Here is a 24,599-nt window from a genome sequence, read left to right on the forward strand (position 1 = left end):
TGGGTGAGACGGCGGCGCGCGAGGAACGCGCGTTCAGCGCGCGGAGGCTGGTAGGCCCAGCCAACGGCAAACCGGCCCGCAAGGGGCCGTTTGCCTGATCCGCGCTACTGACATGGAGACGGGCTCGCTTACTCGTACGAGAAGATGCTGCCCAGCTTGTCCATGCGTTCGAGCGCCATGCCCGAGCCGCGCACAACGCAGGTCAACGGGTCTTCGGCGACGAGCACCGGCAGGCCGGTTTCTTCGGCGAGCAGGCGGTCAAGATCGCGCAGCAGTGCGCCACCGCCCGTGAGCATCATGCCGCGCTCGGCGATGTCGGCGCCCAGTTCCGGCGGCGTTTGTTCGAGCGCGATCTTCACCGACGACACGATCTGGTTCAGCGGATCGGTGAGGGCTTCGAGAATTTCATTGCTGGAGATGGTGAAGCTGCGCGGAATGCCTTCCGACAGATTGCGGCCCTTCACTTCCATTTCCTTGACTTCGGAACCCGGGAAGGCGGAGCCGATTTCCTTCTTGATGGCTTCGGCGGTTTGCTCGCCGATCAGCATGCCGTAGTTACGGCGGATGTAGTTGACGATAGCTTCGTCGAACTTGTCGCCGCCTACGCGCACCGAGCCTTTGTACACGATGCCGCCAAGCGAGATCACGCCGACTTCGGTCGTGCCGCCGCCGATGTCGACGACCATCGAGCCAGTTGCTTCCGACACCGGCAAGCCGGCGCCGATAGCAGCGGCCATGGGTTCTTCAATGAGGTAGACCTGCGAAGCGCCCGCACCATGCGCGGCTTCTTTGATAGCGCGGCGCTCGACCTGGGTCGAACCGCACGGCACGCAAATGATGATGCGCGGCGACGGCGAGAACATGCGCGATTCGTGAGCAGTTTTGATGAACTGCTTGATCATCTGCTCGGTGACGGTGAAGTCGGCGATCACGCCGTCTTTCATGGGGCGGATTGCCTCGATGTTGCCTGGCACCTTGCCGAGCATCTGCTTGGCTTCCTTGCCGACTGCCTGGATGGTTTTCTTGCCGTTGGGACCGCCTTCCTGGCGGATCGAGACCACCGACGGTTCATCAAGAACGATGCCCTTGCCACGCATGTAGATGAGCGTGTTGGCCGTGCCGAGGTCAATGGCCAGATCGTTGGAAAAGTAGCTGCGCAAAAAACCGAACATTCAAAATCCTGTCTCGCTGGGGGCCGGGCCTCGCAATGGTTGCGCAGGGCGGCAGCGGAAAAAATAACAGCTTCAACCGGGCGGAAGCGGCGCCACAGGAACTTGAAGCTGCGAGGGAGTCTACCGGAGGCCGATGCAAAGCCAGGTCAGAAAAATCCGAACTATCTTTGGGAATTGTTCAGAAAGGCCTTGGTAAGACGGTCCGGGTTTGGGTCGAACGCGTAATGATACCTTATAATTTTGGATGTTTTGAAGGAAACGGACGGCACTTTTTGCCTCCGCTGGCCCCTTTTTCGAGGTCTTCCTCCAGCGTCGTAACCCGCTGTCGCAGCATCGTTTTTTCCTTGCTGCGGCGGTCCACCACATTTTCCGGTGACTGCATGGCTCTGACCCTGACCGATGTAAAACGCATCGCGCATCTTGCGCGGCTCGAACTGGCCGACGCCGACGCTGAGCACACGCTCGTCCAGCTCAATGATTTTTTCGGCCTTGTCGAGCAGATGCAGGCGGTCGATACCAACGGCATCGCGCCGCTTGCCCATCCGATCGAGCAGATCGAAGACGTCGCGCTGCGTCTGCGTAACGACGCGGTGACCGAAACGGTCGAACGCGAAGCTTTCCAGCGCCCGGCGCCCGCCGTGCAGGACGGCCTGTACCTCGTGCCTAAGGTGATCGAGTAACACCCGCGTATCGAGCCCGGCGCGGCCTGCGAGCCAGCTATGAGGCGAAGTGCCGGCTTGCGGCAAATCGACTCGTCGCCTCAACGCTCGCATCACCGTCGTCTCCGGCTTCCTCGGCCCGGTTTGCCGGCGGGCAACCGAATGCCTCCACGGCAGCGTGATTACGCTGCCGCGCTCTTCAGGATAAAACGCAATGCATGAAAAAAGTTTGACCGAACTGCGCGCCGCATTGACGGCCAAGGAATGCTCCGCAGTCGAACTGGCGCAGCTCTATCTGAAGCGGATCGACGCGGCCAACAGCCTGAACGCATTCATCCAGGTCGATCCCGATCTGACGCTCGCGCAGGCGAAAGCCGCGGACGCGCTGCTCCATACCGGCCACGCCGGCCCGCTGGTCGGCCTGCCGATCGCGCACAAGGACGTGTTCGTTACCAAGGGCTGGCGCTCCACCGCTGGCTCAAAAATGCTGTCGAACTACGAGAGCCCGTTCGACGCGACCGTGGTCGCGCGTCTGCAGAGCGCCGGCATGGTGTGCGTAGGCAAGACAAATATGGACGAGTTCGCAATGGGCTCATCCAACGAGAATTCGTACTTTGGTCCCGTGCAGAATCCGTGGGATGTTAAGGCTGTGCCGGGCGGTTCGTCGGGCGGGTCGGCTGCGGCCGTCGCCGCGCGCCTTGCGCCTGCTGCGACCGGCACGGATACCGGCGGCTCGATTCGTCAGCCGGCGTCGTTCTCCGGCATCACCGGCATCAAGCCGACGTACGGTCGCGTGTCGCGTTACGGCATGATCGCGTTCGCCTCGTCGCTGGATCAGGGCGGTCCGATGGCGCAAAGCGCCGCGGATTGCGCCACGCTGCTCAACGCCATGGCCGGTTTCGACGAGCGCGATTCGACCAGCCTCGTGCGTGACGACGAAGACTACACGCGTTATCTCGGCAAATCGTGGAAAGAAGACGGCGCGGGCAAGCCGCTCGCCGGCCTGCGCATCGGCCTGCCGAAAGAGTATTTCGGCGCCGGTCTTGCCGACGACGTGCGCGCTTCAATCGACGCCGCGCTGAAACAATACGAAGCGCTCGGCGCCACGCTGGTCGAAGTCTCGCTGCCGAAAACGGAGTTGTCGATCCCGGTGTACTACGTGATCGCGCCGGCGGAGGCTTCGTCGAACCTGTCACGTTTCGACGGTGTGCGTTTCGGTCATCGCGCCGCGGAGTATCGCGATCTGCTGGACATGTACAAGAAGTCGCGCGCCGAAGGTTTTGGTCCGGAAGTAAAGCGCCGTATTCTGGTCGGGGCCTACGTGCTGTCGCACGGCTATTACGACGCGTACTACCTGCAGGCGCAGAAAATCCGCCGCATCATCGCGCAGGATTTCCAGGAAGCGTTCAAGCAGTGCGACGTGATCATGGGCCCGGTCGCGCCGTCGGTGGCGTGGGACCTCGGCGCGAAGGGCGACGATCCGGTGCAGATGTATCTGGCCGACATCTACACGCTGTCGGTGAGCCTCGCCGGTTTGCCGGGCATGAGCGTGCCGTGCGGCTTCGGTGCGGGCGCGAATGCGCAACGTCCGGTTGGATTGCAGATCATCGGCAACTATTTCAATGAAGCCCGGATGCTCCAGGTGGCCGACGCGTTCCAGCGCGCGACCGACTGGCACCGCAAAGCACCGGCAGGAGTGTGAACACCATGGCCAAGCAATGGGAAGTCGTGATCGGTCTGGAGACCCACGCGCAACTGTCGACTCAATCGAAGATTTTTTCGGGCACCGCGACGCAATTCGGCGCTGCGCCGAACACGCAAGCCAGCCCCGTCGATCTGGCCTTGCCGGGCACGTTGCCGGTGATGAACCGCGGCGCTGTGGAGCGCGCGATCCAGTTCGGCCTCGCGATCGGCGCAACGGTGGCGCCGCGCAGCATCTTCGCGCGCAAGAATTATTTCTACCCCGATCTGCCGAAGGGCTATCAGATCAGCCAGTACGAAATCCCCGTCGTGCAGGGCGGTCAGGTGACGATTCAGGTGCCGGCCAATGAAAAGGCGGGCAGCCCAGCGTACGAGAAGGTCGTCAACCTCACGCGCGCTCACCTTGAAGAAGACGCGGGCAAGTCGCTGCACGAAGACTTCGCGGGCATGACCGGCATCGACCTGAATCGTGCCGGCACGCCGCTGCTTGAAATCGTCACCGAGCCGGAAATGCGCAGCGCGGCAGAAGCAGTTGCCTACGCGAAGACGCTGCACACGCTTGTCACGTGGCTCGGCATCTGCGACGGCAACATGCAGGAAGGCTCGTTTCGTTGCGACGCGAACGTGTCGGTGCGTCCGGTCGGTCAGGCGGAATTCGGCACGCGTGCCGAGATCAAGAATCTGAACTCGTTCCGCTTCCTCGAAGAAGCGATCCAGTACGAAGTGCGCCGTCAGATCGAACTGATCGAAGACGGTGGCACGGTGGTGCAGGAAACGCGTCTGTACGATCCGGACAAGCGCGAAACGCGCTCCATGCGCAGCAAGGAAGACGCGCACGATTACCGGTATTTCCCCGACCCCGATCTGATGCCGCTCGTGATCGACGCGGCGTGGATCGAGCGCGTGAAGGCGGAGATGACAGAGCTGCCGGTGGCGATTCAACAGCGCTTCGTGTCGCAATACGGTTTGACGCCGTACGACGCTAACGTACTGACGTCGAGCAAAGCGATGGCCGCGTACTACGAAGCGGTGGTGAGCAAAGTCGGTCCGGCCAACGCCAAGGTTGCCGCTAACTGGCTGATGGGCGAAGTGTCGTCGCAATTGAATCGCGAGGGGCTCGACATTGCTGAGAACCCGGTGTCGTCCGCGCAACTCGCGTTGTTGTTGCAGCGTATCGCCGACGGCACGATCTCCAACAAGATCGCCAAGGAAATTTTCCTCGCGATCTGGGAAGAGAACGCTACTGACGAAGCCGCAGCCGATCGCATCATCGAGGCGAAGGGGCTGAAGCAGATCTCGGATACCGGCGCGTTGGAAGCGATCATCGACGAAGTGCTCGCCGCGAACCAGAAGTCGGTCGAAGAATTCCGCGCCGGCAAGGAAAAGGCGTTCAACGCGCTGATCGGCCAGGCCATGAAAGCGACGAAGGGCAAGGCCAATCCGGCGCAGGTAAACGAACTGCTGAAGAAGAAGCTGTCCTGAGTTGAAGTTAAGTTGAGCGTGAACGACTGAAGCGTTAAAGCTCAGGTCAGCACGGGCTGTTGCCGGCAACGAAAGTGGGGCAACGGCCCGTTTCATTTGCGGGTCCGTTTAAGCAAAAAACTGATCACGGAGTGTGTGGATGGCCAAGCAACCCGAACTCGACGATTTCCGCGTGCCGTATTTCGACGACGGCAAGAAAAAAAGCAAATTCTCGCTGAGCGATTTCGACCCGGCCGCCAAGCCGTTTTCGACCGGTTCGAAAGAGTCCGACAAGGCGCGTCTCTCGGAGATCGGCGCGAAGCTCGACACGCAGCAGGAGTGTTTGCACGCGCAGCGAACGCGCCGCGTGTTGCTGGTGTTGCAGGGCATGGACACGAGCGGCAAGGACGGTACGATCCGTGCGGTGTTTCACGAAGTCGATCCGCTCGGTTTGCGCATCGTCCCGTTCAAGGCGCCGACGCCCGTCGAACTCGCGCATGACTTTCTCTGGCGCGTGCATTCGCAGGCGCCGGCCGCCGGTGAGCTGACAATCTTCAACCGCAGTCACTACGAAGATCTGCTGGTCCCCACCGTGCTCGGCACTCTGGATGAGCAAGCCTTCGCGCAACGCTGCTGCCACGTCCGCCAGTTCGAAGAGTTGCTGGCGTATAGCGGCACGACCATCATCAAGTGCATGTTGCACATTTCGAAGGATGAGCAACGTGCGCGTCTGCAGGCGCGCATCGACGATCCGAGCAAGCACTGGAAATTCGACGTCGCCGATCTCGAAGCGCGCAAGCAGTGGGACCAATATCAGGCCGCGTATCAGGACGCGCTGGCGGCGACATCGACGGAATACGCGCCGTGGTACGTGATTCCGGCCGACTCGAAGACGCATCGCAACGTGATGGTCGCGGAGCTGTTGTTGCGCACGTTCGAAGCGCTGAAGCTCGAATATCCGCCCGCCAAAGAATCGCTGAAGGGCATCAAGGTCGAGTGACCGTGCCCTTTCGCTTCATCAACGAATCGAACATAAAAGGAACGACATGTTGCGTGTGATTACCGCGAACCTGAACGGCATCCGCTCAGCGGCGAAGAAAGGCTTTTTCGACTGGTTCGGTGAACAGAAGGCCGACGTGCTGTGCGTGCAGGAAATCAAATGCTCGCAGGACGACATGACGCCGGAATTCATGGCCCCGCACAATTTCACCGGCTATTTCCAGCACGCCGTGAAGAAGGGTTATAGCGGCGCGGGCGTGTACACGCGTCACGAACCGGACGAAGTGGTGATCGGGTTTGGCAGCGAGGAGTTCGACCCGGAAGGGCGTTATGTCGAACTGCGTTTCGGCAAGCTGTCGGTGATTTCGGTGTATGTGCCTTCGGGTTCGAGCGGCGACGAACGCCAGCAGGCCAAATACCGTTTCATGGACGAGTTCATGCCGCATCTCGCGGAACTGTCACAGGAGCGTGAAGTGATCGTGTGCGGCGACGTCAACATCGTCCACAAGGAAATCGATATCAAGAACTGGAAGAGCAACCAGAAGAATTCGGGTTGCCTGCCGGAAGAGCGCGCATGGCTCACCAAGCTGTTCGATGAAGTGGGTTACGTCGACGTGTTCCGCACGCTCGACCAGCGGCCGGAACAGTACACGTGGTGGAGCAATCGCGGCCAGGCATACGCGAAGAACGTCGGGTGGCGGATCGATTATCAGATCGCGACGCCGGGTATCGCGAGCAAGGCGAAACGCACCGACGTGTTCCGCGATATCAAGTTCAGCGACCATGCGCCGCTGACGGTGGATTACGACCACAAGGTGAAGAAGTAAGCACGGCAAGCGAGGCTGAAGTCTCGCCTTCAGGCAATGGTCGCGAGCGCGAGGGCGGGCGGACCTGAAGTCGGCCTTGTGAAACGCATTGTCGCAGAAGTAGCGGGCGCTTGAGGCCCGCGCAACTCAATCGCGCGCCAGCTTGCGGCGCGGACGGCCCATGCCGGCGTAGTCCGGCAGCGCGTCCACCGTTTTGCCGATCGCCTTCGCATACAGCGGCAGCATGTCCGGCAAGCGCTTGATGATGTCCTGACGGCGCGTCGCCGAGTAAGGATGTACGTAGATGTAGCCACGATCGCGGTCACTTCGCGTGGCTTGCGCCAGTTTGTCCCACAGCGTGACCGCCGCGCGCGGATCGAAGCCGGCGCGCGATGCGATATCGCTGCCGATCACGTCGGCTTCGGTCTCGTCGGTATTTTCGTACTTCATTTCCAGCAGGCGCGAGCCGATGCCGAGCGGTGCCGCGCCCAGATCGGCGAGACCGAATAGCTGCGGAATCGTGCCGGACGAGTCGAGCTGGCTCGCCTGCAGTTGGCCGAGCCGCTCGCGTGCATGTTCGCGCAGCGCGTGCGCGATCTCGTGGCCGATCAGCATGCCGAGTTCGTTGTCGTTCAGACGCGCGCGGTCGAGCAGTCCGCCGTACACGACGATCTTGCCACCCGGCAGACAGTACATGCGGATATCGGTCGAGCGCACCACGGCCACATCCCACTTCCAGTTCTTGGCCCGCTCATTCCATTTCAGCGAGTACGGAATCATCTTGTCGACGATCGAACGCACGCGTGTCACGTGCGCGTCGGTGTCGCCGTACAGACGGTTCGAGTGCTCGGCGCCGTAGGTGATCTGGTTGAACTCGTCGGCGGCTTGCGCCTCGAGCATCGGCGATGGGATCAGATTGCGGAACACCAGATAGCCGCCGTAACGCAACTGCGTATTCGGGGTGTACGACGTGGACGCCGGGGCGGGCATCGACGGGACGGCAGGCGCTTTGGCGGCCGCGGGCGTTTTGGCGGTGACCGGAGACGGCGGCGGCTGCGTCGATTGGGATGACGAAGGCGATGAAGGCGGCGAGGTCGGCGTTGCAGCGGCGGGCGCGCTGCCGGCACCCGACGCGCTGGTGGCATTGTTCGCACCTTGTGCCGCCGATGTCGCGCTTTCAGGGCTCGCGGCAGCCGCCGCTGTGGGCTTCGCCGTCGGCGCTGACGTCGCGGCCGGCGCCGGTGCCGCTGCGGGTGCGCTAGTAGCCGCTGCCGGCACGGCTGCCGCATAGGCGTTCAATGGCGCGGCCAACGTCAGGCTCACACAGCCAAGCGCCCAGACTGCGTGCAGCGCCACGCGGCTGCCTTTGACCGCAGGACGCCGGGTCGTAATCAAGCGGGCCGCGCCCTTCGAAAGAAGCGCCTTCACGACTGCTTCCTCCACGGCGCGATGCGCAGCAGAAGCAACATGCCGGGCAACCCCAGCGCGGTACACACGATGAAGTAGTCGAACCAGCCGATCTGCGCAACCACGTAGCCGCTTGCCGCGGAAGCCAGCGTGCGCGGCACCGAAGCGAGGCTCGTGAAGAGCGCGAACTGGGTGGCGGTGTAGCGCGGATCGGTGGTGCTGGCGATGTAGGCGGTGAAGGCCGCCATCGTCAGCCCCGTGGCAAAGGTTTCCAACCCGTAGACAAGCGCCAGCGCAACGGAGCGCGGCTCGAGCTGCACGGCCCAATCGACGCCCACCAGCGCGAGCAGCTTCGTCGTGCCTTCGCTCAGCCAGACGGCGATGTCGTAGATCGCCACGAGACCGGGCGAAGCCGGTCCGAGATGCGCGAGCCACGCAAACCCGAGCGTCGACACCATCTGCAGGACGCCGAAGATCCACAGCCCGCGGCCGATGCCGATCTTCATCAGCCAGATCCCGCCGACGATCCCGCCCGCCAGGCTCGCACCGAACGCGGTGGTCTTCGCGATCACACCGATCTGCGTGCGCGAAAAACCGATGTCGAGAAAGAACGAGGTGGACAGCGTGGTCGCCATCGTGTCGCCGAGCTTGTACAGAAAGATGAAACCGAGCACGAATAGCGCGCCACGCCAGCCGTCGCGCTGAATGAATTCCTTGAACGGCTGCACGATCGCTTCGCGCAGATTTTTGGGCGGCGTGTCGTGTACTTCGGGTTCGCGCACTAGCAGTGTCATCACCATGCCGGGCAGCATGAACGCGGCCGTCACGATAAAAACGGTGGTCCAGGGCAAATGATCGGACAGGATCAACGCAAGCGAACCGGGCACCAGGGCCGCGATCTTGTAAGCGTTCACGTGCACCGCGTTGCCGAGACCCTGCTGCGTATCGCTCAGCAGCTCGCGCCGGTAGGCGTCGATCACGATGTCCTGACTCGCGCCGAAGAACGCGACCAGCGCGGTCAAAGCCGCCACCGTCCAGATCGAATCTTTGGGCGACACGAATCCCAGGGTGGCGATGGCGCCGGCCACCAGAATCTGCGTGACCAGCATCCAGCCGCGCCGTCTGCCCGGACGCCAGCCCGGAAAACGCGGGACGTAGCGGTCCATCAGCGGCGCCCAGATGAATTTCCAGGTGTACGGGAACTGGATCAGCGCAAAGAGGCCGATCTCCTTCAGATTGACGCCTTCTGAGCGTAACCACGCCTGCACCAGATAGACGAGCGTGAACAGCGGCAATCCCGACGTAAAGCCGAGAAAGACGCAGATCAGCATGCGCGTATTCAGAAACGCGCGCCAGCCGGGATGTTCTTCGTGAGCGGTAAGTGCAGGCGCCTCGTGCGGCGGGTTCGACATGTGTATGACTTGCGTTAGCTTTTCTTGACGCGATAGACCGCAAGACTACCACGCCAGTTCACGCCCCAGCGCACCACCTGACCGTCGTGCAGCACCACGCGGTCGAGAATTTCGATGCCGACTTCCGGCGCGAGCGCCTCGAAATCCTCGATAGTCAGCACCCGCACGTTCGGCGTGTTGTGCCACTGATAAGGCAGCGACTTCGACACCGGCATGCGACCCTGCAGCACCGAGAGCCGATGCGCCCAGTAGCCGAAGTTCGGGAACGACACGATGCATTCCTTGCCGACCCGCACGGTCTCGCGCAGGATCGCCGCCGTCTGATGAATGGTTTGCAGCGTCTGCGACAGAATCGCGAAATCGAAGCTGCCGTCTTCGAACAGGCGCAGGCCGTCTTCCAGATTCTGCTGGATCACGTTGACGCCGTTTTGCGTCGACGCCAGCACGCCCGCGTCGTTGATTTCAATACCGTAGCCCTGCACGTCCAGTTCTTCGGTCAGCAACGACAGCAGCGACCCGTCGCCGCAGCCCAGGTCCAGCACCGTGGCGCGCGGTTCGACCCAGCGCGCGATCGCGCGGAAGTCCGGGCGCAGCGCCAGGTAATCGAGTGCTCGCTGGTTCATGCGTTCACCTCGTTTGCAATACGTTCGTAGTAGGCGCGCATCAGGTTGTGATAGCGCGCGTCGTCGAGCAGGAAGGCGTCGTGGCCGTGCGGCGCGTCGATTTCCGCGTACGTGACGGTGCGCTTGTGGTCGAGCAGCGCCTTCACCAGTTCGCGCGAGCGCGCCGGCGCGAAACGCCAGTCGGTCGAGAAGCTGGCGATCAGATATTTCGCCGTGGTGTGCGCGACGGCGGCCGTCAGATCGCCGTCGAAAGCCTTGGCCGGATCGAAGTAATCCAACGCGCGCGTGATCAGCAGGTAGGTGTTCGCGTCGAAGTAGTCGGCGAACTTGTCGCCCTGATAACGCAGATACGACTCCACTTCGAATTCGACGTCGAAGTTGAAGTTATAGGCGTCCAGCGCGCCTTCCGCGCGGCGCAGCGAGCGGCCGAATTTCTCGGCCATGTCGTCGTCCGACAGATACGTGATGTGGCCGATCATGCGCGCGACGCGCAAGCCGCGCTTAGGCTTCACGTTGTGCGCGTAGTAGTTGCCGCCGTGGAAGTCGGGGTCCGACAGGATCGCCGAGCGCGCGACCTCGTTGAACGCGATGTTCTGCGCCGATAGCTTGGGCGTGGACGCGACCACGATGCAATGCCCGACGCGCTCCGGATACATCATGCTCCACGCGAGCGCCTGCATGCCGCCGAGGCTGCCGCCCATCACCGCCGCGAAGCGCGTGATGCCGAACTGATCGGCGACGCGCGCCTGGGCGTTCACCCAGTCTTCCACCGTCACGACGGGAAACGTCGCGCCGTACGGATTGCCGGTGGCCGGGTCGATACTCATCGGCCCGGTCGAGCCGAAGCACGATCCCAGGTTGTTCACGCCGATCACGAAGAACTTGTCGGTGTCGAGCGGTTTGCCCGGGCCGACCATGTTGTCCCACCAGCCGATGTCCTTGGGATTGTCGGCGTACACGCCCGCCACGTGGTGCGACGCGTTGAGCGCGTGGCACACCAGCACCGCGTTGCTACGCGCGGCGTTGAGCGTGCCGTAAGTCTCGACCATCAGGTCGTAACCGGCCAGTGAGCTGCCGTTCTGCAACTGCAGCGGCTCGGTGAAATGCATTGTGTGGGGAGCGACGATACCGATCGATTCCATTCATTCCGCCATTTATCGAAACAGGGCGGCTAAACGGCGTCGGCGAGAGCACGGAGGAAGGACTGTGTGCGCGGCTGACGACCTCTTTAGCCGCATTTATAGTGAACCGCAGGGAGACGTTCCCGGCAGTTCGCGCGCCCGCAATCGAGTCAGCAAATCGGCGCGTTTCAGGTTTTCCAGCAGGTGTTCGGGGTATTGCGTACGGCGGTCCTTAATGGTTCGAGGTACCGCAGTCAGGCGCAAAGTATAGCGGAAATTTTCGTGCGGCAACGTCGCGGGCGTAGAGCACGGCGCGGCGCATGCCGCGCGGACTACTGAAGAATCAGGAGCAGTTGCGCGTCGGCGTGTTCGGCGGGCGGGCGCGCGAAGCCGCTGCGCGCATAGCGGTGCCAGCGGCCGATGATATAGCTCAGCAGCAGACTCGCCCGAATCGCGGGATCGTAGCCGGCGGGTAATGGGACTGCGTTTTCGCCGGAACTCGCAGTGCTGTTCGCCTCCATTTGCGCAAGCCGCAGACATTGCTTCAACGACGCCTCGACGCGCTCCAGCATCTGATTGACGCGCTCGGTCAGCCGTTCATGTTCGCCGACCAGCGCCTCGCACGTCAGCACGCGCGTCATGCCGGGGTTCTTCGCGGGGAAGTTGAGCAGCATCAACGCGATCGAGCGCGCCTGCAGCACGCCGTTGCTTTCCTTGTCGGCGATCTGGTTGATCAGCCCGAAGATGGTTTGCTCGATGAACTCGATCAGCCCTTCGAACATTTGCGCCTTGCTGGCGAAATGACGGTACAGCGCGGCTTCCGACACGCCGAGGCGGGCGGCCAGCGCCGCGGTGGTGATCTTTTCGCTCTTGGGCGCCTCCAGCATCGCGGCGAGCGTCTGGAGAATGTGCACGCGGCGCTCGCCCGGCTTCAGGCGCTGAGCGCGCGGGGCGGCGAGCGTGGGGTTCGGTTCGTGTTCGGTTAAGACTTCGTCAGGCTTGTCGATCGGCTGCATGGCTGTCGTCCCGTCTGCTGTCTCTTCAATCGAACCGAGCGGGTGCTCAGTCGTAGCGATTTTAACGAACGAATGCTTCTATCGACATAGTGCGGCCGGCCGGTGCCCGGCAGGCGTGTCGGTACGCCGTCCGCGTGCGGCTTGCGCGGCAGATGGCCGGTGATCCACACCGTGCGGATGCCGAGCCGCCGGTAGTTCTTCAGATGCGAGCGAGTGTCTTCGACGAGGATCACGTCCTTCAGCGATACGTGCGCATCGCGCATGGCTTTGCGCAGCATCGCGTGGTCGGGTTTGGCGCGCCAGCGGCGGCGATCGCGCATATGCTCGATGGCGATCACCTGTTCGAACAGACGCTCGATACGCAGCTCGGCGAGCACGGCGCGCGCATAGGCCTCGGGCGCGTTGGTCAGCACGATCTTGCGGCCCGGCAGGGCAGCCACGAGGCGCGCGACGCCGCGTTCATGGCGGATCATCGAGCCGAGATCGGGGAAGGTGTGCACGACCTTCAGGAAGTCGTTCGGATCGAGCGGATGGTGGCGCGTGAGGCCCAGCAGCGTTGCGCCATAACGTTGCGTGTAGCCGGTGCGCAGACGGTTGGCTTCGTCGATGTCGACTTGCAGCGCGTCGATGATGTACTGCGTCATCCCCTGATTGATTGCCGGAAAGATCGCGTGCGATGCGTGATGCAGCGTGTTGTCGAGATCGAACAGCCAGACCGGACGGCCACCTGCGATGTGCGGACGACGGTTTCGGGAGGTGGGAGTGCGCATGGTGGAGGACGCCGTTCAGGCGCGAACAGTTGCCTCACGCGGTGAACGCGAACGGTTCACGGTGCGGGTGGCGAGGAAGGAAGAGGTAGCAGGGTGGTGCTTTGTGGCGGCGCGTTGCTGCGAGCCGCCGAAGGTGTTGCGCGCGCTGTACGACTGTCCAGCGCAACTGCACGGCACACGGATCACGCCATGCCGACGTGCCGCGTGTGCCGGGTTTGAGGCAGGAATCAATGCGAGCGGATCATCGTGCCGAACGGCTGTTCGGTGAGAATTTCCAGCAGCACCGAGTGCTCGATACGGCCGTCGATGATGTGCACCGAGCGCACGCCGCTCTTGGCTGCGTCCAGCGCGGACGAGATTTTCGGCAGCATGCCGCCGGAGATCGTGCCGTCGGCAAACAGGCCGTCGATTTCGCGCGCCGACAGATCGGTCAGCAGATTGCCTTCCTTGTCCATTACGCCGGGAATGTTGGTCATCATCACGAGCTTTTCGGCGTTCAGCACCACCGCCAGCTTGCCCGCGACCAGATCCGCGTTAATGTTGTACGACAGGCCGTCTTCGCCGAAACCGATCGGCGAGATCACCGGAATGAACGCGTCGTCCTGCAGCGCCTTCACGACCGCCGGGTTGATCGCCTCGACTTCGCCCACCTGGCCGATATCCACGTACTGACCGGGATTGTCGCGATCCGGCATCAGCATCTTGCGTGCGTGGATCAGGCCGCCGTCCTTGCCCGTCAGGCCGACCGCGTGGCCGCCGAAGTGGTTGATCAGCGTGACGATGTCCTGCTGCACTTCGCCGCCGAGCACCCATTCGACGACTTCCATCGTCTCTTCGTCGGTGACGCGCATGCCCTGAATGAACGTGCCCTGTTTGCCGATCTTCTTCAGCGCCTGGTCGATTTGCGGACCGCCGCCGTGCACGATGACCGGATTGATGCCGACCAGCTTGAGCAGGATCACGTCGCGCGCGAAGCCTTGCTTGAGCCGCTCTTCGGTCATGGCGTTGCCGCCGTATTTGATGACCACGGTCTTACCGTGATACTGACGAATGTAGGGAAGCGCCTCGGCCAGGATTTCAGCCTTGAGGGTGGGCGCGATCTGCGAAAGGTCGGGAAGCTCGGACATGGCGGCAGGCTCAGGCACGGAACAGTTAAAACAGGGCGAATTGTACAGGACTGGCGCGCTACAACAGGGTTTTCGATAGTTGCACGGGTGGCGGGCGCCATGGCCTTTGCGCACCGCGCAATCACAGCCCGCACACGCCAGCGGACGACGAAGCGTACCGCGCTTTTGAGGCATCCGTGAACTAGCCGAACGGACGACTCACGGTGGTTCGCCAGTCGTGGCATCATTTCCTGATTCCGGCTGAAGCGAGACTATCCGGCCCGTCATGAAACCGTCCGTTTCCCGTTCTGGAGGCAGTGCGCGCTGCCCGCGCTGCGGCAACGCGTTCGATTGCGCCATGCATGGGCAGCCATTCGACTGCTGGTGCCGCGAGATGCCGCCGCTGCCGGCGGACCGGCTCGATCCGGCTGGGCGCTGTCTGTGTCCTGAATGTCTTGCGGCGGAGATTGCGCAGGCGGCTCAAATAAGGCCCGGCGGCGTGTGATTGGTTTGGGGAGGCCGCGACGAGCGGCGTAGCTTGGGGAAAATGCGCCACCGGCGGGCAACTACGCCATTGGCTTACGGCAACGCGATCTGCCTACGCAAGCGCCGCTCGCTTACGCCGCCCGGCGGTGCTGCGCCGCAAGCGCACGCAGGTCACGCGCGACGGCTTCCAGCGCTGGCTCCCACTGACCGAATTGCGGCTGCCGGTAGAGCGTGGCGCTCGGATACCACGGGCTGTCGTGGCGGTCGAGCAACCAGACCCAATGCGGGTTGACGTCGAGCAGCACCCAGGTGCGCTGGCCGATTGCGCCGCTCAGATGCGCCGCAGACGTGCAAACCGTAATGACGAGATCGAGCGCGCCGACAAACGCGGCTGTATCGTCGAAGGTCGCGAATTCGGCCGTGTGGTCAGTCATCGACAAGCCGGCCGCGCGTGCCGCCGTCACGTCCGCGCCGGCGCCCGGCTGCAGCGAATAGAACGCCACGTCCCGCATGCCGGCGAAGTGAGCCGCATAGCGCTCCCAGCCGACACGCCGGAACGGATTGCGTTGATGACCGTGGCTGCCGGTCCACGTCAGCCCGACTTTCAGCCGCGATTCCCCGGCCAGCCGCTCTTGCCACGATTTGGTGCCCGCCGGGTCCGCCCGCAAATAGGGCGCCGCCGGAATCGTTGCCTCGTGCGTGTCGAAAATCAGCGGCAGGCTCAGCAACGGAATCTCGTAATCGAACGACGGCAGCGATTCGACGCCGCCACCGGCTGAAAACTCGTCCGCATGACCGCCGAGGCTGCGCTTAAGCAGCGCGCCCATCTGCGGGAACGAATTCCAGACGAGCCGGCCGCCTTCGCGGTGGACGCGCTCGGCCAGCATCGGAATGTAGCGGCAGAACTGCAACAGGTCGCCCATGCCTTGCTCGCCCCACACGAGCAATGTCTTCCCGGCGAGCGGTTCGCCGCGCCAAAGCGGCGCCGGCATCACCGGACGGTTGCCGCCCAATTCCGCAGAGCCGTCCCAGCGCGCTTCATGCGATGCCCAGCCATGCTCGTAATCGGCACGCACGAGTTGCAGCATGGAGAGATTGGAGCGCATGCAGGCGTCGTTGGGGGCCAGCGCGCAAGCGGTTTGGGCGGCTTGCACCGCGTCGTCCCAGCGTTGCGCCTCACGCAGCGTCAGCGCATAGTTGTTGTGCGCCAGCGGGCTATGCGGCGCGCATTGCACGGCCTTTGCGCCGGCTTCGAGCGCGCGCGACAGATCCATTTTCGTACGGTAAGCGTGCGTGAGATTGGTCCAGCCGTCGCCTTCATCGGGGTCATCGCGGACGGCATCTTCCAGCAGCGCGATCTGTTCGTTCAGGTCGCCGCCGGTGAACGTCAGCGCGGCGGCGAGATTGTTGCGCAAGCGCGGCAAACGCGGATCGATGGCGAGTGCATGGCGATAAGGTGCGATGGCTTCGGCATGCCGGTTCGCCATCTGCAGCGAGTAGCCGAGGCGAAAGTGTGCAAGAGCGTTGCGCGGATCGAGTTGGGCAATAATGGCGGCGAGTTCGATTGCGTCGCCGGAACGGTGTTCTTCGAGCAGCTTGGCCATGAGCGAATTGAGCGATGCGTGATCGAGTGGATGGATCCGCGCCGCAGCGTCGAGGCAGTCGGCTTCGGCCTGCGCCGTACCGGTTTGCCGGGCTGCGACGGCTTGTCGCAGAACAGTCAGGAAAGCTGAAGAGGCGTCGGCCTCGCTGTGGGAAGTCGGTAGCATGGATGGGTTGCGCGATGGAGGAGCCGAAGAAAAGTTCGTTCCCGTTAGGCGCTATCGCAAAAATTCCATGTTACCGACGCAAAGCCACGAGGTAAGTCGGACTAGTCTGAACAGGTAAATCAAAGTTAAAGTCATGCACCGAATCACCAACACCGGCCGCGTCAATCTCGGGCATCTGTTCTGGCTGCGTTGTCTCGCGATCATCGGCCAGTTGATGACGATCGCATTCGTGCAGATCTTCATCGGCGTGCACTTGCCGTTGCCCGCTATGCTGCTGGTGATCGCGCTCGAAGTGATCTTCAACGCAATCACATGGTGGCGCGTCTCGCAGCAGCGCCCAGAATCCAACATGGAGTTGTTCGGCCAGATCTGGGTCGATCTTGGCGCATTGTCCGCGCTGCTGTTTCTCTCCGGCGGCACTACCAATCCATTCGTTTCGCTCTATCTGCCTTCGCTTGCCATCGCCGCGGCCGTGCTGCCGTGGCATCTGATGGCGTGGCTCGCGGCGTTCGCCGTGGCCTGCTACGCGGTGCTCGGTTTCGATTCCGTACCGCTGAATCTCGACAATCCGGCGAACCTGTTCGACTACTACCGCGCGGGCATGTGGGTGAACTTCATGGTCAGCGTCGGCCTCATTGCATGGTTCGTTGCACGCATGTCGCGAGCATTGCGGCTACGTGACGCAGCGCTCGGAGACGCGCAGCAGCGCTTGCTTCACGACGAACGCGCGGTTGCTTTGGGTGTGCAGGCTGCCACCGTGGCACACGAAATCGGTACGCCGTTGTCTACAATTGCCATGTTGTCCGAAGAATTGCGAGATGCAGCGCGTTCCGATAAGGGACTTGCGCCTTATAGCGCCGATCTCGAATTGCTCGAACAGCAAATGACACTGTGTACGTCGGCGCTTGCGCGCTTGCGCAGCCGGGCGTCGACAACCACTAACCGGCAGCAGGTCGGCGAGTGGCTCGAATCGTTTGCCGAGCAGTGGCGCTTGCGTCATCCGCATGTGAAGTTCGAGCGGGTTGGCGTGCCGCCGGCGGATGTCAGTCTTGACGATACGGTGGCCGTGAGTCAGATTCTCACGATTTTGCTCGACAACGCCGCGCGTGCAAGCCGCGATCACGTGACGCTGTCCTGCGCGCTGGCGGCGCGCGGCGACCAGATTGTCTTCGAAGTATGTGATGCAGGCCCGGGCATTCCGGCCACGTTGCGCGGCTCGCTCGGAGCGATGCCGGTCGAGAGTACGCAAGGTGGGCACGGCGTGGGCCTCTATCTGGCTTTTTCGGCGGCGGCGCGTCTGAATGGATCGATCGAACTGACCGATGTCAGCGCGATCAAGCCGCGTGGCACGCGCGCGGTTCTTAAGCTGCCGCTCGCCGGACGCAAATTTTCTGGCAAAGGCCGTCAAGGCGCTGCGCCATCCAACACGGAGAAACAGGCATGAGCGATATGAATTTTCTGGTGATCGACGACGACGAGGTGTTCTCCGGCATCCTCGCTCGTGGGCTCACCCGGCGCGGCTACACGGTGAGCGAGGCGCACAACGCGGATGAGGCCATCAAGCTGGCGAATCAGCAGAAGTTCAGCCAGATCACGGTGGATCTGCATCTCGGCAACGACTCCGGTCTCACGCTCGTCGCGCCGTTGCGCGATTTGCAGCCCGACGCGCGCATGCTGGTGCTAACGGGCTATGCGAGCATCGCCACCGCGGTGCAGGCGGTGAAGGACGGTGCCGATAACTACCTGGCCAAACCTGCCAACGTCGAGACGATTCTGTCGGCGCTGCAAAGTGAAGCAAGCGCGTTGCAAGCAGAAGAGGCGATCGAGCATCCCACGCCGTTGTCGGTGGCGCGTCTGGAGTGGGAGCATATTCAACGCGTGCTCGCCGAGCACGGCGGCAATATTTCGGCTACCGCGCGCGCGTTGAACATGCATCGGCGCACGCTGCAGCGCAAGCTGGCGAAGCGGCCGGTCAAGCAGTAAGAGCCTCAATTCAGCTCCGCTTGCCGTAAGCAAAAAAACGGGCTGCCTTGTCAAAAGGCAGCCCGTTTTTATGTGCGTCACATCCGATCCGCCTCAAGCTGTGAACACGGCAACAGCCTGAGCAGACCGCGGATTCGACATCACAGCACGTAGCGCGACAGATCCTCGTCTTCCGCCACTTCGTTCAGCGCGCGATCGACATAAGCGACGTCGATCTGCACCGTCCGTCCCGAGTGATTGCCGGCCGCGAACGAGACTTCTTCGAGCAGCTTTTCGATCACCGTGTAGAGACGCCGTGCGCCGATGTTCTCGGTCTTTTCGTTCACCGAGTACGCGATCTCCGCGATGCGGCGAATGCCGTCGTCGGCGAATTCGAGGTGCACGTCCTCGGTGGCGAGCAATGCCTGGTATTGCTTGACGAGGCTCGCATCCGTGGACACCAGGATCGATTCGAAGTCGTTCACCGAGAGCGAGTCCAGTTCGACGCGAATCGGAAAACGGCCTTGCAGTTCCGGAATCAGATCGCTCGGCTTGGCCAGGTGGAATGCGCCGCTCGCAATGAACAGAATGTGATCGGTCTTCACCATGCCGTACTTGGTGTTGATCGTGGTGCCTTCGACCAGCGGCAACAGATCGCGCTGCACGCCCTGACGCGAAACTTCACCGCCGCCGGCTTCGTTGCGCGAGGCGATCTTGTCGATCTCGTCGAGAAACACAATGCCGTTCTGCTCGACGTTCTGCACGGCCTTGGCCTTCACCTCTTCGTCGTTCAGCATCTTGCCGGCTTCTTCGTCGGTGAGAACCTTCAGCGCTTCTTTCACCTTCAGCTTGCGGCGCGTTTTCTTGCCGCCGCCGATGTTCGCGAACATCGAACGGATCTGCTCGGTCATGTCTTCCATGCCCGGCGGCCCCATGATGTCCATGCCGACTTGCGGCTGTTCCACATCGAGCTCGATTTCCTTGTCGTCGAGCAGGCCTTCGCGCAGGCGCTTGCGGAATGTCTGGCGCGTGGTGCTACCTTCGTCGACGGTATCAGCGGCGCTCGAACTCGCGCCGAAACCGACGGGCCGCGCGCTCGGCAGCAGAATGTCGAGGATGCGGTCTTCGGCCTGATCTTCGGCCTTGGTCCGCACTTTGCGCATTTCCGTTTCGCGCGTCTGCTTGACCGAAATTTCGATCAGATCGCGCACGATGCTGTCCACATCGCGGCCCACGTAACCGACTTCGGTGAACTTGGTCGCTTCGATCTTGATGAACGGCGCATCAGCCAGTTTTGCCAGACGCCGCGCGATTTCGGTCTTGCCGACGCCGGTCGGTCCGATCATCAGAATGTTCTTCGGCGTGATTTCCTGACGCAGCGGATCTTCAACCTGCTGACGGCGCCAGCGGTTGCGCAGCGCCACAGCCACCGCTTTTTTCGCGCGGCCTTGGCCGATGATGTGTTTGTCGAGTTCCGAGACGATCTCGGCAGGGGTCATGGTGCTCATCGTGGGTCCTTACTCGATCGTCTCGATAACGCGGTTATGGTTCGTGTAGATGCACATGTCGCCGGCAATCTCCAGCGACTTCTCCACGATTTCACGGGGCGACAGTTCAGTGTTGTGAGCGAGCGCGGTCGCGGCGGCTTGCGCATAAGCGCCGCCGGAACCGATCGCGCAGATGCCGCCTTCCGGATCGAGCACGTCGCCGTTGCCGGTGATGACTAGCGTGGTCGTGGCGTCCGCGGTGATCAGCATGGCTTCGAGACGGCGCAGCATGCGGTCGGTGCGCCAGTCTTTGGCGAGTTCGACGGCGGCGCGTGTGAGGTTGCCCTGATGTTTTTCCAGCTTCGCTTCGAAGCGGTCGAGCAGCGAGAAGGCGTCGGCCGTGCCGCCGGCGAAGCCGACCAGCACCTTGCCGTTATAGATGCGCCGGACTTTCTTCGCACCGCCTTTCATGACGATGTTGCCTAGCGTCACCTGGCCGTCGCCGCCGAGCGCGACTTTGTCGCCGCGGCGCACGGAGACGATCGTCGTGCCGTGAAATTGCTCCATATGCGTTCCTCTTTGCAAAACGGGTAGGACGCGGCAGCGCACTGCGCTACCGCATGAATCCTGAAAGCGGACGGCGCGCGACGCTAACAAACGAACCGGCCGGCGCGCGCTCGTGCAGCGCATGTCCGATTTATTTTAGGGCGTGCGCGGTCATATCAAGAGCCGGCAAATGGCATAAGACAAAAAACACGTGAATTGGTGCGAGGTGCGCGACCGCGTGGCATCGGGTGGCGCGGGGCTGGGATAGCCCGAATCCCGGTCCCGAGCCGGCAAATGGCATAGGACAAATACAGACGGATTCGGGAGCGACCGCGGTGGTGACACCGACAAGGAGGTGTCGAGGCAAGGTGGGTGACAGCCTGCACCACGGCAATGCCTCGATAGGCGTCACACAAAACAAAAAGGCGCACGGCTCACCGTGCGCCTCTCGACGAAGCAGCTTTTCAGGGCGCGGAGCCGAAGCCGCGCCGCAAGCATTCAGTCGCCGAACAGCTTCTGGCGCAGTTCGCGGCGCTCCTGCGCTTCGAGCGACAGGGTGGCCGTGGGCCGTGCGAGCAGACGCGGGATGCCGATCGGCTCACCGGTTTCTTCGCACCAGCCGTAGTCGCCCGAGTCGATGCGCGCGATTGATTGCTGCACCTTCTTCAGCAGCTTGCGCTCGCGGTCGCGCGTGCGCAGTTCGAGCGCATGCTCTTCCTCGATCGTTGCGCGGTCGGCCGGGTCCGGCACGATTACGGTCTCGCGCAGGTTCTCGGTCGTTTGGCCGGCATTGCGGAGAATATCCGCCTGCAGTTGTTCGAGCTTGTTCTTGAAGAAGGCGAGCTGATCCTCATTCATGTAATCCTTGTCGCTCATCTTCAGGATTTCGGCTTCGGTCAAGAGTCGTTTCGTCGTCATCTGGCTTACTTCTTCAATGTGAGGCAAAACTCTTACATAGTGCCCGCACTTTCGTATTGCCCGCAAATGCGCCTCGAGGACGCTGAGCGCCAAGGCGGGCACGGACAGTGGACTGTCGTGACGCCGAAGCGCCTGGCGCCCACACGCCGGGCGTCGCAACGCTAATGCGGGGCCGAACTCCTCTGGAAACCGATTCTCAAATGCTCCTGAGGCATTGCTTGCCGACAGCGCGCCTTTTCAGGCGCTGCCAGCCGGCATTGTCGGCGTATCGTCCGGATAAGATTTTCCGGCGCCTTTCAGGCCCGTCGCGGGATACGCGCTGACCGGGCAATTCGTTGTCATTCTCCAGTGGGCACGTATTGTAACTGAATCACAATCTAGCACCCCAAGTGGTGAAAATCCCCGTACGGCACCCCGATATCCCGAAAATATAACGCGCGCACGACCAAAAAGCGATGGTCGTGCACGCTTTAATACAGCAGGGTTTTCACGCGCTTTTCACACGCGCGACTTTTCAGTGAGCTTTCGGCCGCCGTTAAGGCGGATTCAGCAGATGATTTGGCCGGCGCGGGCTTTGCGCATATTTCCGTTCTAGCCAGTAGCACGGCGCATGCCGTGTCGCACGCTTTTCGGTCTGAATAAACGACAAGCCCCGGGCAAGCCGGGGCTTCGGACTTCTTACGCGAGGCAGGCGTCCAGACCGTCGGTGATCAGGTCTTGCGGCAGTTCGATGCCGATAAACACCATCTTGTTGGTCTTTTTCTCGATCGGCTGCCATTTTGCGGCCAGATCGCTGCCCATCATCTGATGCACGCCCTGGAACACCACCTTGCGGTCGACGCCCTTCATATAGAGCACGCCCTTGTAGCGCAGCAGGCGCTCGCCATAAATCTGCAGAATGCCGCCGAGAAAGTCTTCCAGCTTGTTCGGATCGAAGGGCCGGTCGTTGCGGTAGACGAACGACTTGATCTTGTCGTCATGGTGCGCATGGTGATGATGCGCGTGATCGTGGCCTTCGTGATCGCACTTGCCGTGGTCGTGATCGCAGTTGGCGTGATCGTCGTGCGTATGGCCGTGCTCGTCATGCGCGTGAGCGTGGCTGTGCGCATGTTCGTCTTCGACGAGAAAGTCCGGATCGATCTCGAGCTTCGAATTCAGGTTGAAGCCGCGCAGGTCGAAGATTTCCTTGATGTCCGCTTCGCCGAAATTGACCACCTTGATCGCCGCGCGCGGGTTCATGTGCAGCAGACGGTGACGCAGATCGGCCAGATGCTTTTCATCGACCAGATCCGACTTGGTGATGAACAGGCGGTCGGCGAAACCGACCTGGCGCTGAACGACTTCGTGCTCGTCCAGCTGGTGGTTCGCGTGCTTCGCGTCGACCAGGGTGATGATCGCGTCCAGCAGGAATTCATTGGCGATCTGGTCGTCCATGAAGAACGTTTGCGCAACCGGGCCCGGATTGGCGAGGCCGGTGGTTTCGATCACGACGCGGTCGAAATCCAGTTTGCCGGATTGTTTCTGCGCCGCCAGATCGCCCAGCACGCGCGACAGGTCGCCGCGAATCGTGCAGCAGATGCAGCCGTTGCTCATCTGGATGATCTGCTCGCCGGTGTCCTGCACGAGGATTTCGTTGTCGATGTTCTCTTCGCCGAACTCGTTCTCGATCACGGCGATCTTCATGCCGTGCTTTTCATTCAGGATGCGCTTGAGCAGGGTGGTTTTGCCGCTGCCGAGAAAGCCGGTCAGGATGGTGACTGGGATCATGTGGGTCGCCTGTATGGTCGTGTAACGGTGCGTAGTCGAATGCGTGGGCCGGGCGCGCAGCCGGGTGGCGCGCTGCCCTGTCCAGGCGGTTATTGAAACATATCTGTCAAGGCGACGCTGGCGGACCCGGTTTCGAGGCCACTCTCGCCCCAGCGCCCGGCGCCGGAAATATCCCTGAAATTATGGGCGATCAGGCGATTTGCAACAGCAGGCCCTTCAGGTATTCGCCTTCCGGGAATGCCGTGAGCAGAGGGTGATCCACGCCTGCGCCCAGCCGCTTGAGAATGCGGGCGTCCACGCGCGCGTCGGCGGCCGCGCCGGAGACGATCTTCTGGAACAGTTCGGCGTCGATCGCGCCGGAGCACGAATAGGTGAAGAGCAGGCCGCCCGGGCGCAGCAGTTTCAGGCCGGTCAGGTTGATGTCCTTGTAGGCGCGCGACGCGCGGTCCACATGTTCACGCGACGGCGCGAATTTCGGCGGATCGAGCACGATCAGGTCGAACCGCTCGCCTTCGTCGTGAAGGCGGCGCAGCGTTTTGAACGCGTCGGCGTCGAGCCAGGTGGCGCGCTCGGCGTCGAAGCCGTTGGCCGCCACGTTTTGCTGGGCGATCGCCAGCGCGTCGCCCGACGAATCGATCGACACCACGCGTTTGGCGCCGCCTTTCAACGCCGCCAGCGAGAAGCCGCCGGTGTAGCAGAAGCAGTTCAGCACCTCGCGGTCCTGTGCGAGTTGCTGCACGAGCAGGCGGTTGTCGCGCTGATCGACGTAAAAACCAGTCTTGTGGCCGTTGCGCACGTCGACGTGATAGCGCACGCCGTTTTCGCTCGCGATCAACGCTTCCGACGGCGCTTCGCCCGCCAGCACACCGGTGATCTGCTCGAGTCCTTCCTTCTGACGAATCGACACGTCCGAGCGTTCGTAGACGTTCAGGCAGCCGGTCGCGCCGATCAGCGCCGCGACGATCGCCTCCTTCCACGCCTCCACGCCCGCCGCCATGAACTGGCAGACCAACTGGCTGCGCTGGCCTTCGTCCTCGGCAACATAGTGATCGACGATCAGGCCCGGCAGGCCGTCCGCTTCGCCAAAGATCAGCCGTACCGCGCCGGTGTCGTGGACCATCGTCTGACGGTGCGCGAGCGCGCGCTGCACGCGGCGCTTGAAGAACGCGTGATCGATCGGCTCGCTTTCGTCGAAGCTCCACACTCGGGCGCGGATCTGCGAATGCGGGCTGTAGGCCGCGCGCGCGAGGAAACGGCCGTCGTGCGCGCGCACCAGCACGGCGGCGCCGGGCGCGGGATTGCCGTCGATCCGGTCGATCGCGTTGGCATAGACCCACGGATGGCGGCGCAGCAGCGACTTTTCTTTCGACGGTTTGAGCGTAACGGTATTCATCAGGGTGTCAGAGAGAGC

Annotated in this window: 23 protein-coding genes; 8 read left to right on the plus strand and 15 right to left on the minus strand. The window is 62.4% G+C overall.

The window, feature by feature from the left end; translation table 11 throughout:
* Positions 1-128 precede the first annotated feature (128 nt).
* Entirely contained in the window at positions 129-1,172 is a 1,044-nt protein-coding gene (locus PQR54_RS01815) for a rod shape-determining protein (protein ID WP_004189550.1), read from the minus strand.
* Positions 1,173-1,404: 232 nt separating this feature from the next.
* Complete coding sequence (locus PQR54_RS01820; protein ID WP_408243827.1) at positions 1,405-1,554, minus strand: hypothetical protein; 150 nt, start codon at positions 1,552-1,554, stop codon at positions 1,405-1,407.
* On the opposite strand from PQR54_RS01820, the gene gatC reads away from it, so the two are divergent.
* The 5 genes from gatC to PQR54_RS01845 all read left to right on the plus strand — a co-directional run bounded on the left by gatC (position 1,553) and on the right by PQR54_RS01845 (position 6,819).
* Positions 1,553-1,852, plus strand: a complete 300-nt coding sequence (gene gatC, locus PQR54_RS01825) for an Asp-tRNA(Asn)/Glu-tRNA(Gln) amidotransferase subunit GatC (RefSeq protein WP_408243828.1) — start codon at positions 1,553-1,555, stop codon at positions 1,850-1,852. The genes PQR54_RS01820 and gatC overlap by 2 nt on opposite strands.
* 193 nt (positions 1,853-2,045) lie before the next feature.
* The gene (gene gatA, locus PQR54_RS01830) at positions 2,046-3,533 is read left to right on the plus strand and encodes an Asp-tRNA(Asn)/Glu-tRNA(Gln) amidotransferase subunit GatA (protein WP_408243829.1); all 1,488 of its coding nucleotides are present in this window, start codon (positions 2,046-2,048) and stop codon (positions 3,531-3,533) included.
* Positions 3,534-3,538: 5 nt separating this feature from the next.
* Positions 3,539-5,014 carry an Asp-tRNA(Asn)/Glu-tRNA(Gln) amidotransferase subunit GatB gene (gene gatB, locus PQR54_RS01835; protein ID WP_408243830.1) on the plus strand — a complete coding sequence of 492 codons (1,476 nt, stop codon included), beginning with the start codon at positions 3,539-3,541 and terminating at the stop codon, positions 5,012-5,014.
* A gap of 139 nt (positions 5,015-5,153) precedes the next feature.
* A complete protein-coding gene (locus PQR54_RS01840; protein ID WP_408243831.1) occupies positions 5,154-5,993 on the plus strand; it encodes a PPK2 family polyphosphate kinase in 840 nt (279 codons plus the stop codon).
* A gap of 46 nt (positions 5,994-6,039) precedes the next feature.
* Positions 6,040-6,819, plus strand: coding sequence for an exodeoxyribonuclease III (locus tag PQR54_RS01845; protein ID WP_012431400.1), 780 nt, complete (start codon positions 6,040-6,042; stop codon positions 6,817-6,819).
* 126 nt (positions 6,820-6,945) lie between these two features.
* Here PQR54_RS01845 and PQR54_RS01850 read toward each other — a convergent pair whose 3' ends face one another.
* The 7 genes from PQR54_RS01850 to argB all read right to left on the minus strand — a co-directional run bounded on the left by PQR54_RS01850 (position 6,946) and on the right by argB (position 14,274).
* Positions 6,946-8,226: a M48 family metallopeptidase gene (locus PQR54_RS01850; RefSeq protein WP_408243832.1), complete on the minus strand. Its 1,281-nt coding sequence runs from the start codon at positions 8,224-8,226 to the stop codon at positions 6,946-6,948.
* The gene (locus PQR54_RS01855) at positions 8,223-9,617 is read right to left on the minus strand and encodes an AmpG family muropeptide MFS transporter (protein WP_408243833.1); all 1,395 of its coding nucleotides are present in this window, start codon (positions 9,615-9,617) and stop codon (positions 8,223-8,225) included. The genes PQR54_RS01850 and PQR54_RS01855 overlap by 4 nt, the downstream gene beginning before the upstream one ends.
* Positions 9,618-9,631: 14 nt before the next feature.
* Positions 9,632-10,240 carry a methionine biosynthesis protein MetW gene (gene metW, locus PQR54_RS01860; RefSeq protein WP_012431403.1) on the minus strand — a complete coding sequence of 203 codons (609 nt, stop codon included), beginning with the start codon at positions 10,238-10,240 and terminating at the stop codon, positions 9,632-9,634.
* Complete coding sequence (metX, locus tag PQR54_RS01865; RefSeq protein ID WP_408243834.1) at positions 10,237-11,382, minus strand: homoserine O-succinyltransferase MetX; 1,146 nt, start codon at positions 11,380-11,382, stop codon at positions 10,237-10,239. Before metX ends, metW begins: the two co-directional genes overlap by 4 nt.
* Before the next feature lie 311 nt (positions 11,383-11,693).
* On the minus strand, positions 11,694-12,377 hold the full coding sequence (slmA, locus tag PQR54_RS01870) for a nucleoid occlusion factor SlmA (protein ID WP_408243835.1): 684 nt from the start codon (positions 12,375-12,377) through the stop codon (positions 11,694-11,696).
* The gene (locus PQR54_RS01875; RefSeq protein WP_408243836.1) at positions 12,344-13,147 is read right to left on the minus strand and encodes a pyrimidine 5'-nucleotidase; all 804 of its coding nucleotides are present in this window, start codon (positions 13,145-13,147) and stop codon (positions 12,344-12,346) included. The genes slmA and PQR54_RS01875 overlap by 34 nt, the downstream gene beginning before the upstream one ends.
* A gap of 227 nt (positions 13,148-13,374) precedes the next feature.
* The gene (gene argB / locus PQR54_RS01880; protein WP_007179687.1) at positions 13,375-14,274 is read right to left on the minus strand and encodes an acetylglutamate kinase; all 900 of its coding nucleotides are present in this window, start codon (positions 14,272-14,274) and stop codon (positions 13,375-13,377) included.
* A 265-nt stretch (positions 14,275-14,539) separates the two neighbouring features.
* On the opposite strand from argB, the gene PQR54_RS01885 reads away from it, so the two are divergent.
* Positions 14,540-14,758, plus strand: a complete 219-nt coding sequence (locus PQR54_RS01885) for a cysteine-rich CWC family protein (RefSeq protein ID WP_408243837.1) — start codon at positions 14,540-14,542, stop codon at positions 14,756-14,758.
* Between the two features lie 112 nt (positions 14,759-14,870).
* Here PQR54_RS01885 and PQR54_RS01890 read toward each other — a convergent pair whose 3' ends face one another.
* Positions 14,871-16,508 carry a tetratricopeptide repeat protein gene (locus tag PQR54_RS01890; RefSeq protein WP_408243838.1) on the minus strand — a complete coding sequence of 546 codons (1,638 nt, stop codon included), beginning with the start codon at positions 16,506-16,508 and terminating at the stop codon, positions 14,871-14,873.
* Positions 16,509-16,641: 133 nt separating this feature from the next.
* Between PQR54_RS01890 and PQR54_RS01895 the strand changes: the two genes are divergently transcribed.
* Entirely contained in the window at positions 16,642-17,952 is a 1,311-nt protein-coding gene (locus tag PQR54_RS01895) for an ATP-binding protein (protein WP_408243839.1), read from the plus strand.
* A complete protein-coding gene (locus tag PQR54_RS01900) occupies positions 17,949-18,491 on the plus strand; it encodes a response regulator transcription factor (protein WP_012431409.1) in 543 nt (180 codons plus the stop codon). The genes PQR54_RS01895 and PQR54_RS01900 overlap by 4 nt, the downstream gene beginning before the upstream one ends.
* A gap of 140 nt (positions 18,492-18,631) precedes the next feature.
* Here PQR54_RS01900 and hslU read toward each other — a convergent pair whose 3' ends face one another.
* The 5 genes from hslU to PQR54_RS01925 all read right to left on the minus strand — a co-directional run bounded on the left by hslU (position 18,632) and on the right by PQR54_RS01925 (position 24,581).
* A complete protein-coding gene (gene hslU / locus PQR54_RS01905; RefSeq protein WP_408243840.1) occupies positions 18,632-19,978 on the minus strand; it encodes an ATP-dependent protease ATPase subunit HslU in 1,347 nt (448 codons plus the stop codon).
* A gap of 9 nt (positions 19,979-19,987) precedes the next feature.
* Positions 19,988-20,524 (minus strand): ATP-dependent protease subunit HslV, encoded by a 537-nt coding sequence (hslV, locus tag PQR54_RS01910; RefSeq protein WP_012431411.1) that lies wholly within the window; start codon positions 20,522-20,524, stop codon positions 19,988-19,990.
* Between the two features lie 477 nt (positions 20,525-21,001).
* On the minus strand, positions 21,002-21,421 hold the full coding sequence (gene dksA / locus PQR54_RS01915; RefSeq protein ID WP_012431412.1) for an RNA polymerase-binding protein DksA: 420 nt from the start codon (positions 21,419-21,421) through the stop codon (positions 21,002-21,004).
* Between the two features lie 678 nt (positions 21,422-22,099).
* Complete coding sequence (locus PQR54_RS01920; protein WP_408243841.1) at positions 22,100-23,188, minus strand: CobW family GTP-binding protein; 1,089 nt, start codon at positions 23,186-23,188, stop codon at positions 22,100-22,102.
* Between the two features lie 190 nt (positions 23,189-23,378).
* Positions 23,379-24,581: a class I SAM-dependent rRNA methyltransferase gene (locus tag PQR54_RS01925; protein WP_408243842.1), complete on the minus strand. Its 1,203-nt coding sequence runs from the start codon at positions 24,579-24,581 to the stop codon at positions 23,379-23,381.
* Positions 24,582-24,599 lie beyond the last annotated feature (18 nt).

Origin of the sequence: Paraburkholderia phytofirmans, assembly GCF_046028095.1 — a bacterium.
GTDB classification, from domain to species: Bacteria; Pseudomonadota; Gammaproteobacteria; order Burkholderiales; family Burkholderiaceae; genus Paraburkholderia; species Paraburkholderia phytofirmans_A.

Coding starts and splice junctions, on each gene's coding strand:
- PQR54_RS01815 (WP_004189550.1), bottom strand. CDS start 1,172: ATGTTCGGTTTTTTGCGCAGCTACTTTTCCAACGATCTGGCCATTGAC.
- gatC (WP_408243828.1), top strand. CDS start 1,553: ATGGCTCTGACCCTGACCGATGTAAAACGCATCGCGCATCTTGCGCGG.
- PQR54_RS01820 (WP_408243827.1), bottom strand. CDS start 1,554: ATGCAGTCACCGGAAAATGTGGTGGACCGCCGCAGCAAGGAAAAAACG.
- gatA (WP_408243829.1), top strand. CDS start 2,046: ATGCATGAAAAAAGTTTGACCGAACTGCGCGCCGCATTGACGGCCAAG.
- gatB (WP_408243830.1), top strand. CDS start 3,539: ATGGCCAAGCAATGGGAAGTCGTGATCGGTCTGGAGACCCACGCGCAA.
- PQR54_RS01840 (WP_408243831.1), top strand. CDS start 5,154: ATGGCCAAGCAACCCGAACTCGACGATTTCCGCGTGCCGTATTTCGAC.
- PQR54_RS01845 (WP_012431400.1), top strand. CDS start 6,040: ATGTTGCGTGTGATTACCGCGAACCTGAACGGCATCCGCTCAGCGGCG.
- PQR54_RS01855 (WP_408243833.1), bottom strand. CDS start 9,617: ATGTCGAACCCGCCGCACGAGGCGCCTGCACTTACCGCTCACGAAGAA.
- metW (WP_012431403.1), bottom strand. CDS start 10,240: ATGAACCAGCGAGCACTCGATTACCTGGCGCTGCGCCCGGACTTCCGC.
- metX (WP_408243834.1), bottom strand. CDS start 11,382: ATGGAATCGATCGGTATCGTCGCTCCCCACACAATGCATTTCACCGAG.
- slmA (WP_408243835.1), bottom strand. CDS start 12,377: ATGCAGCCGATCGACAAGCCTGACGAAGTCTTAACCGAACACGAACCG.
- PQR54_RS01875 (WP_408243836.1), bottom strand. CDS start 13,147: ATGCGCACTCCCACCTCCCGAAACCGTCGTCCGCACATCGCAGGTGGC.
- argB (WP_007179687.1), bottom strand. CDS start 14,274: ATGTCCGAGCTTCCCGACCTTTCGCAGATCGCGCCCACCCTCAAGGCT.
- PQR54_RS01885 (WP_408243837.1), top strand. CDS start 14,540: ATGAAACCGTCCGTTTCCCGTTCTGGAGGCAGTGCGCGCTGCCCGCGC.
- PQR54_RS01890 (WP_408243838.1), bottom strand. CDS start 16,508: ATGCTACCGACTTCCCACAGCGAGGCCGACGCCTCTTCAGCTTTCCTG.
- PQR54_RS01895 (WP_408243839.1), top strand. CDS start 16,642: ATGCACCGAATCACCAACACCGGCCGCGTCAATCTCGGGCATCTGTTC.
- PQR54_RS01900 (WP_012431409.1), top strand. CDS start 17,949: ATGAGCGATATGAATTTTCTGGTGATCGACGACGACGAGGTGTTCTCC.
- hslU (WP_408243840.1), bottom strand. CDS start 19,978: ATGAGCACCATGACCCCTGCCGAGATCGTCTCGGAACTCGACAAACAC.
- hslV (WP_012431411.1), bottom strand. CDS start 20,524: ATGGAGCAATTTCACGGCACGACGATCGTCTCCGTGCGCCGCGGCGAC.
- dksA (WP_012431412.1), bottom strand. CDS start 21,421: ATGACGACGAAACGACTCTTGACCGAAGCCGAAATCCTGAAGATGAGC.
- PQR54_RS01920 (WP_408243841.1), bottom strand. CDS start 23,188: ATGATCCCAGTCACCATCCTGACCGGCTTTCTCGGCAGCGGCAAAACC.
- PQR54_RS01925 (WP_408243842.1), bottom strand. CDS start 24,581: ATGAATACCGTTACGCTCAAACCGTCGAAAGAAAAGTCGCTGCTGCGC.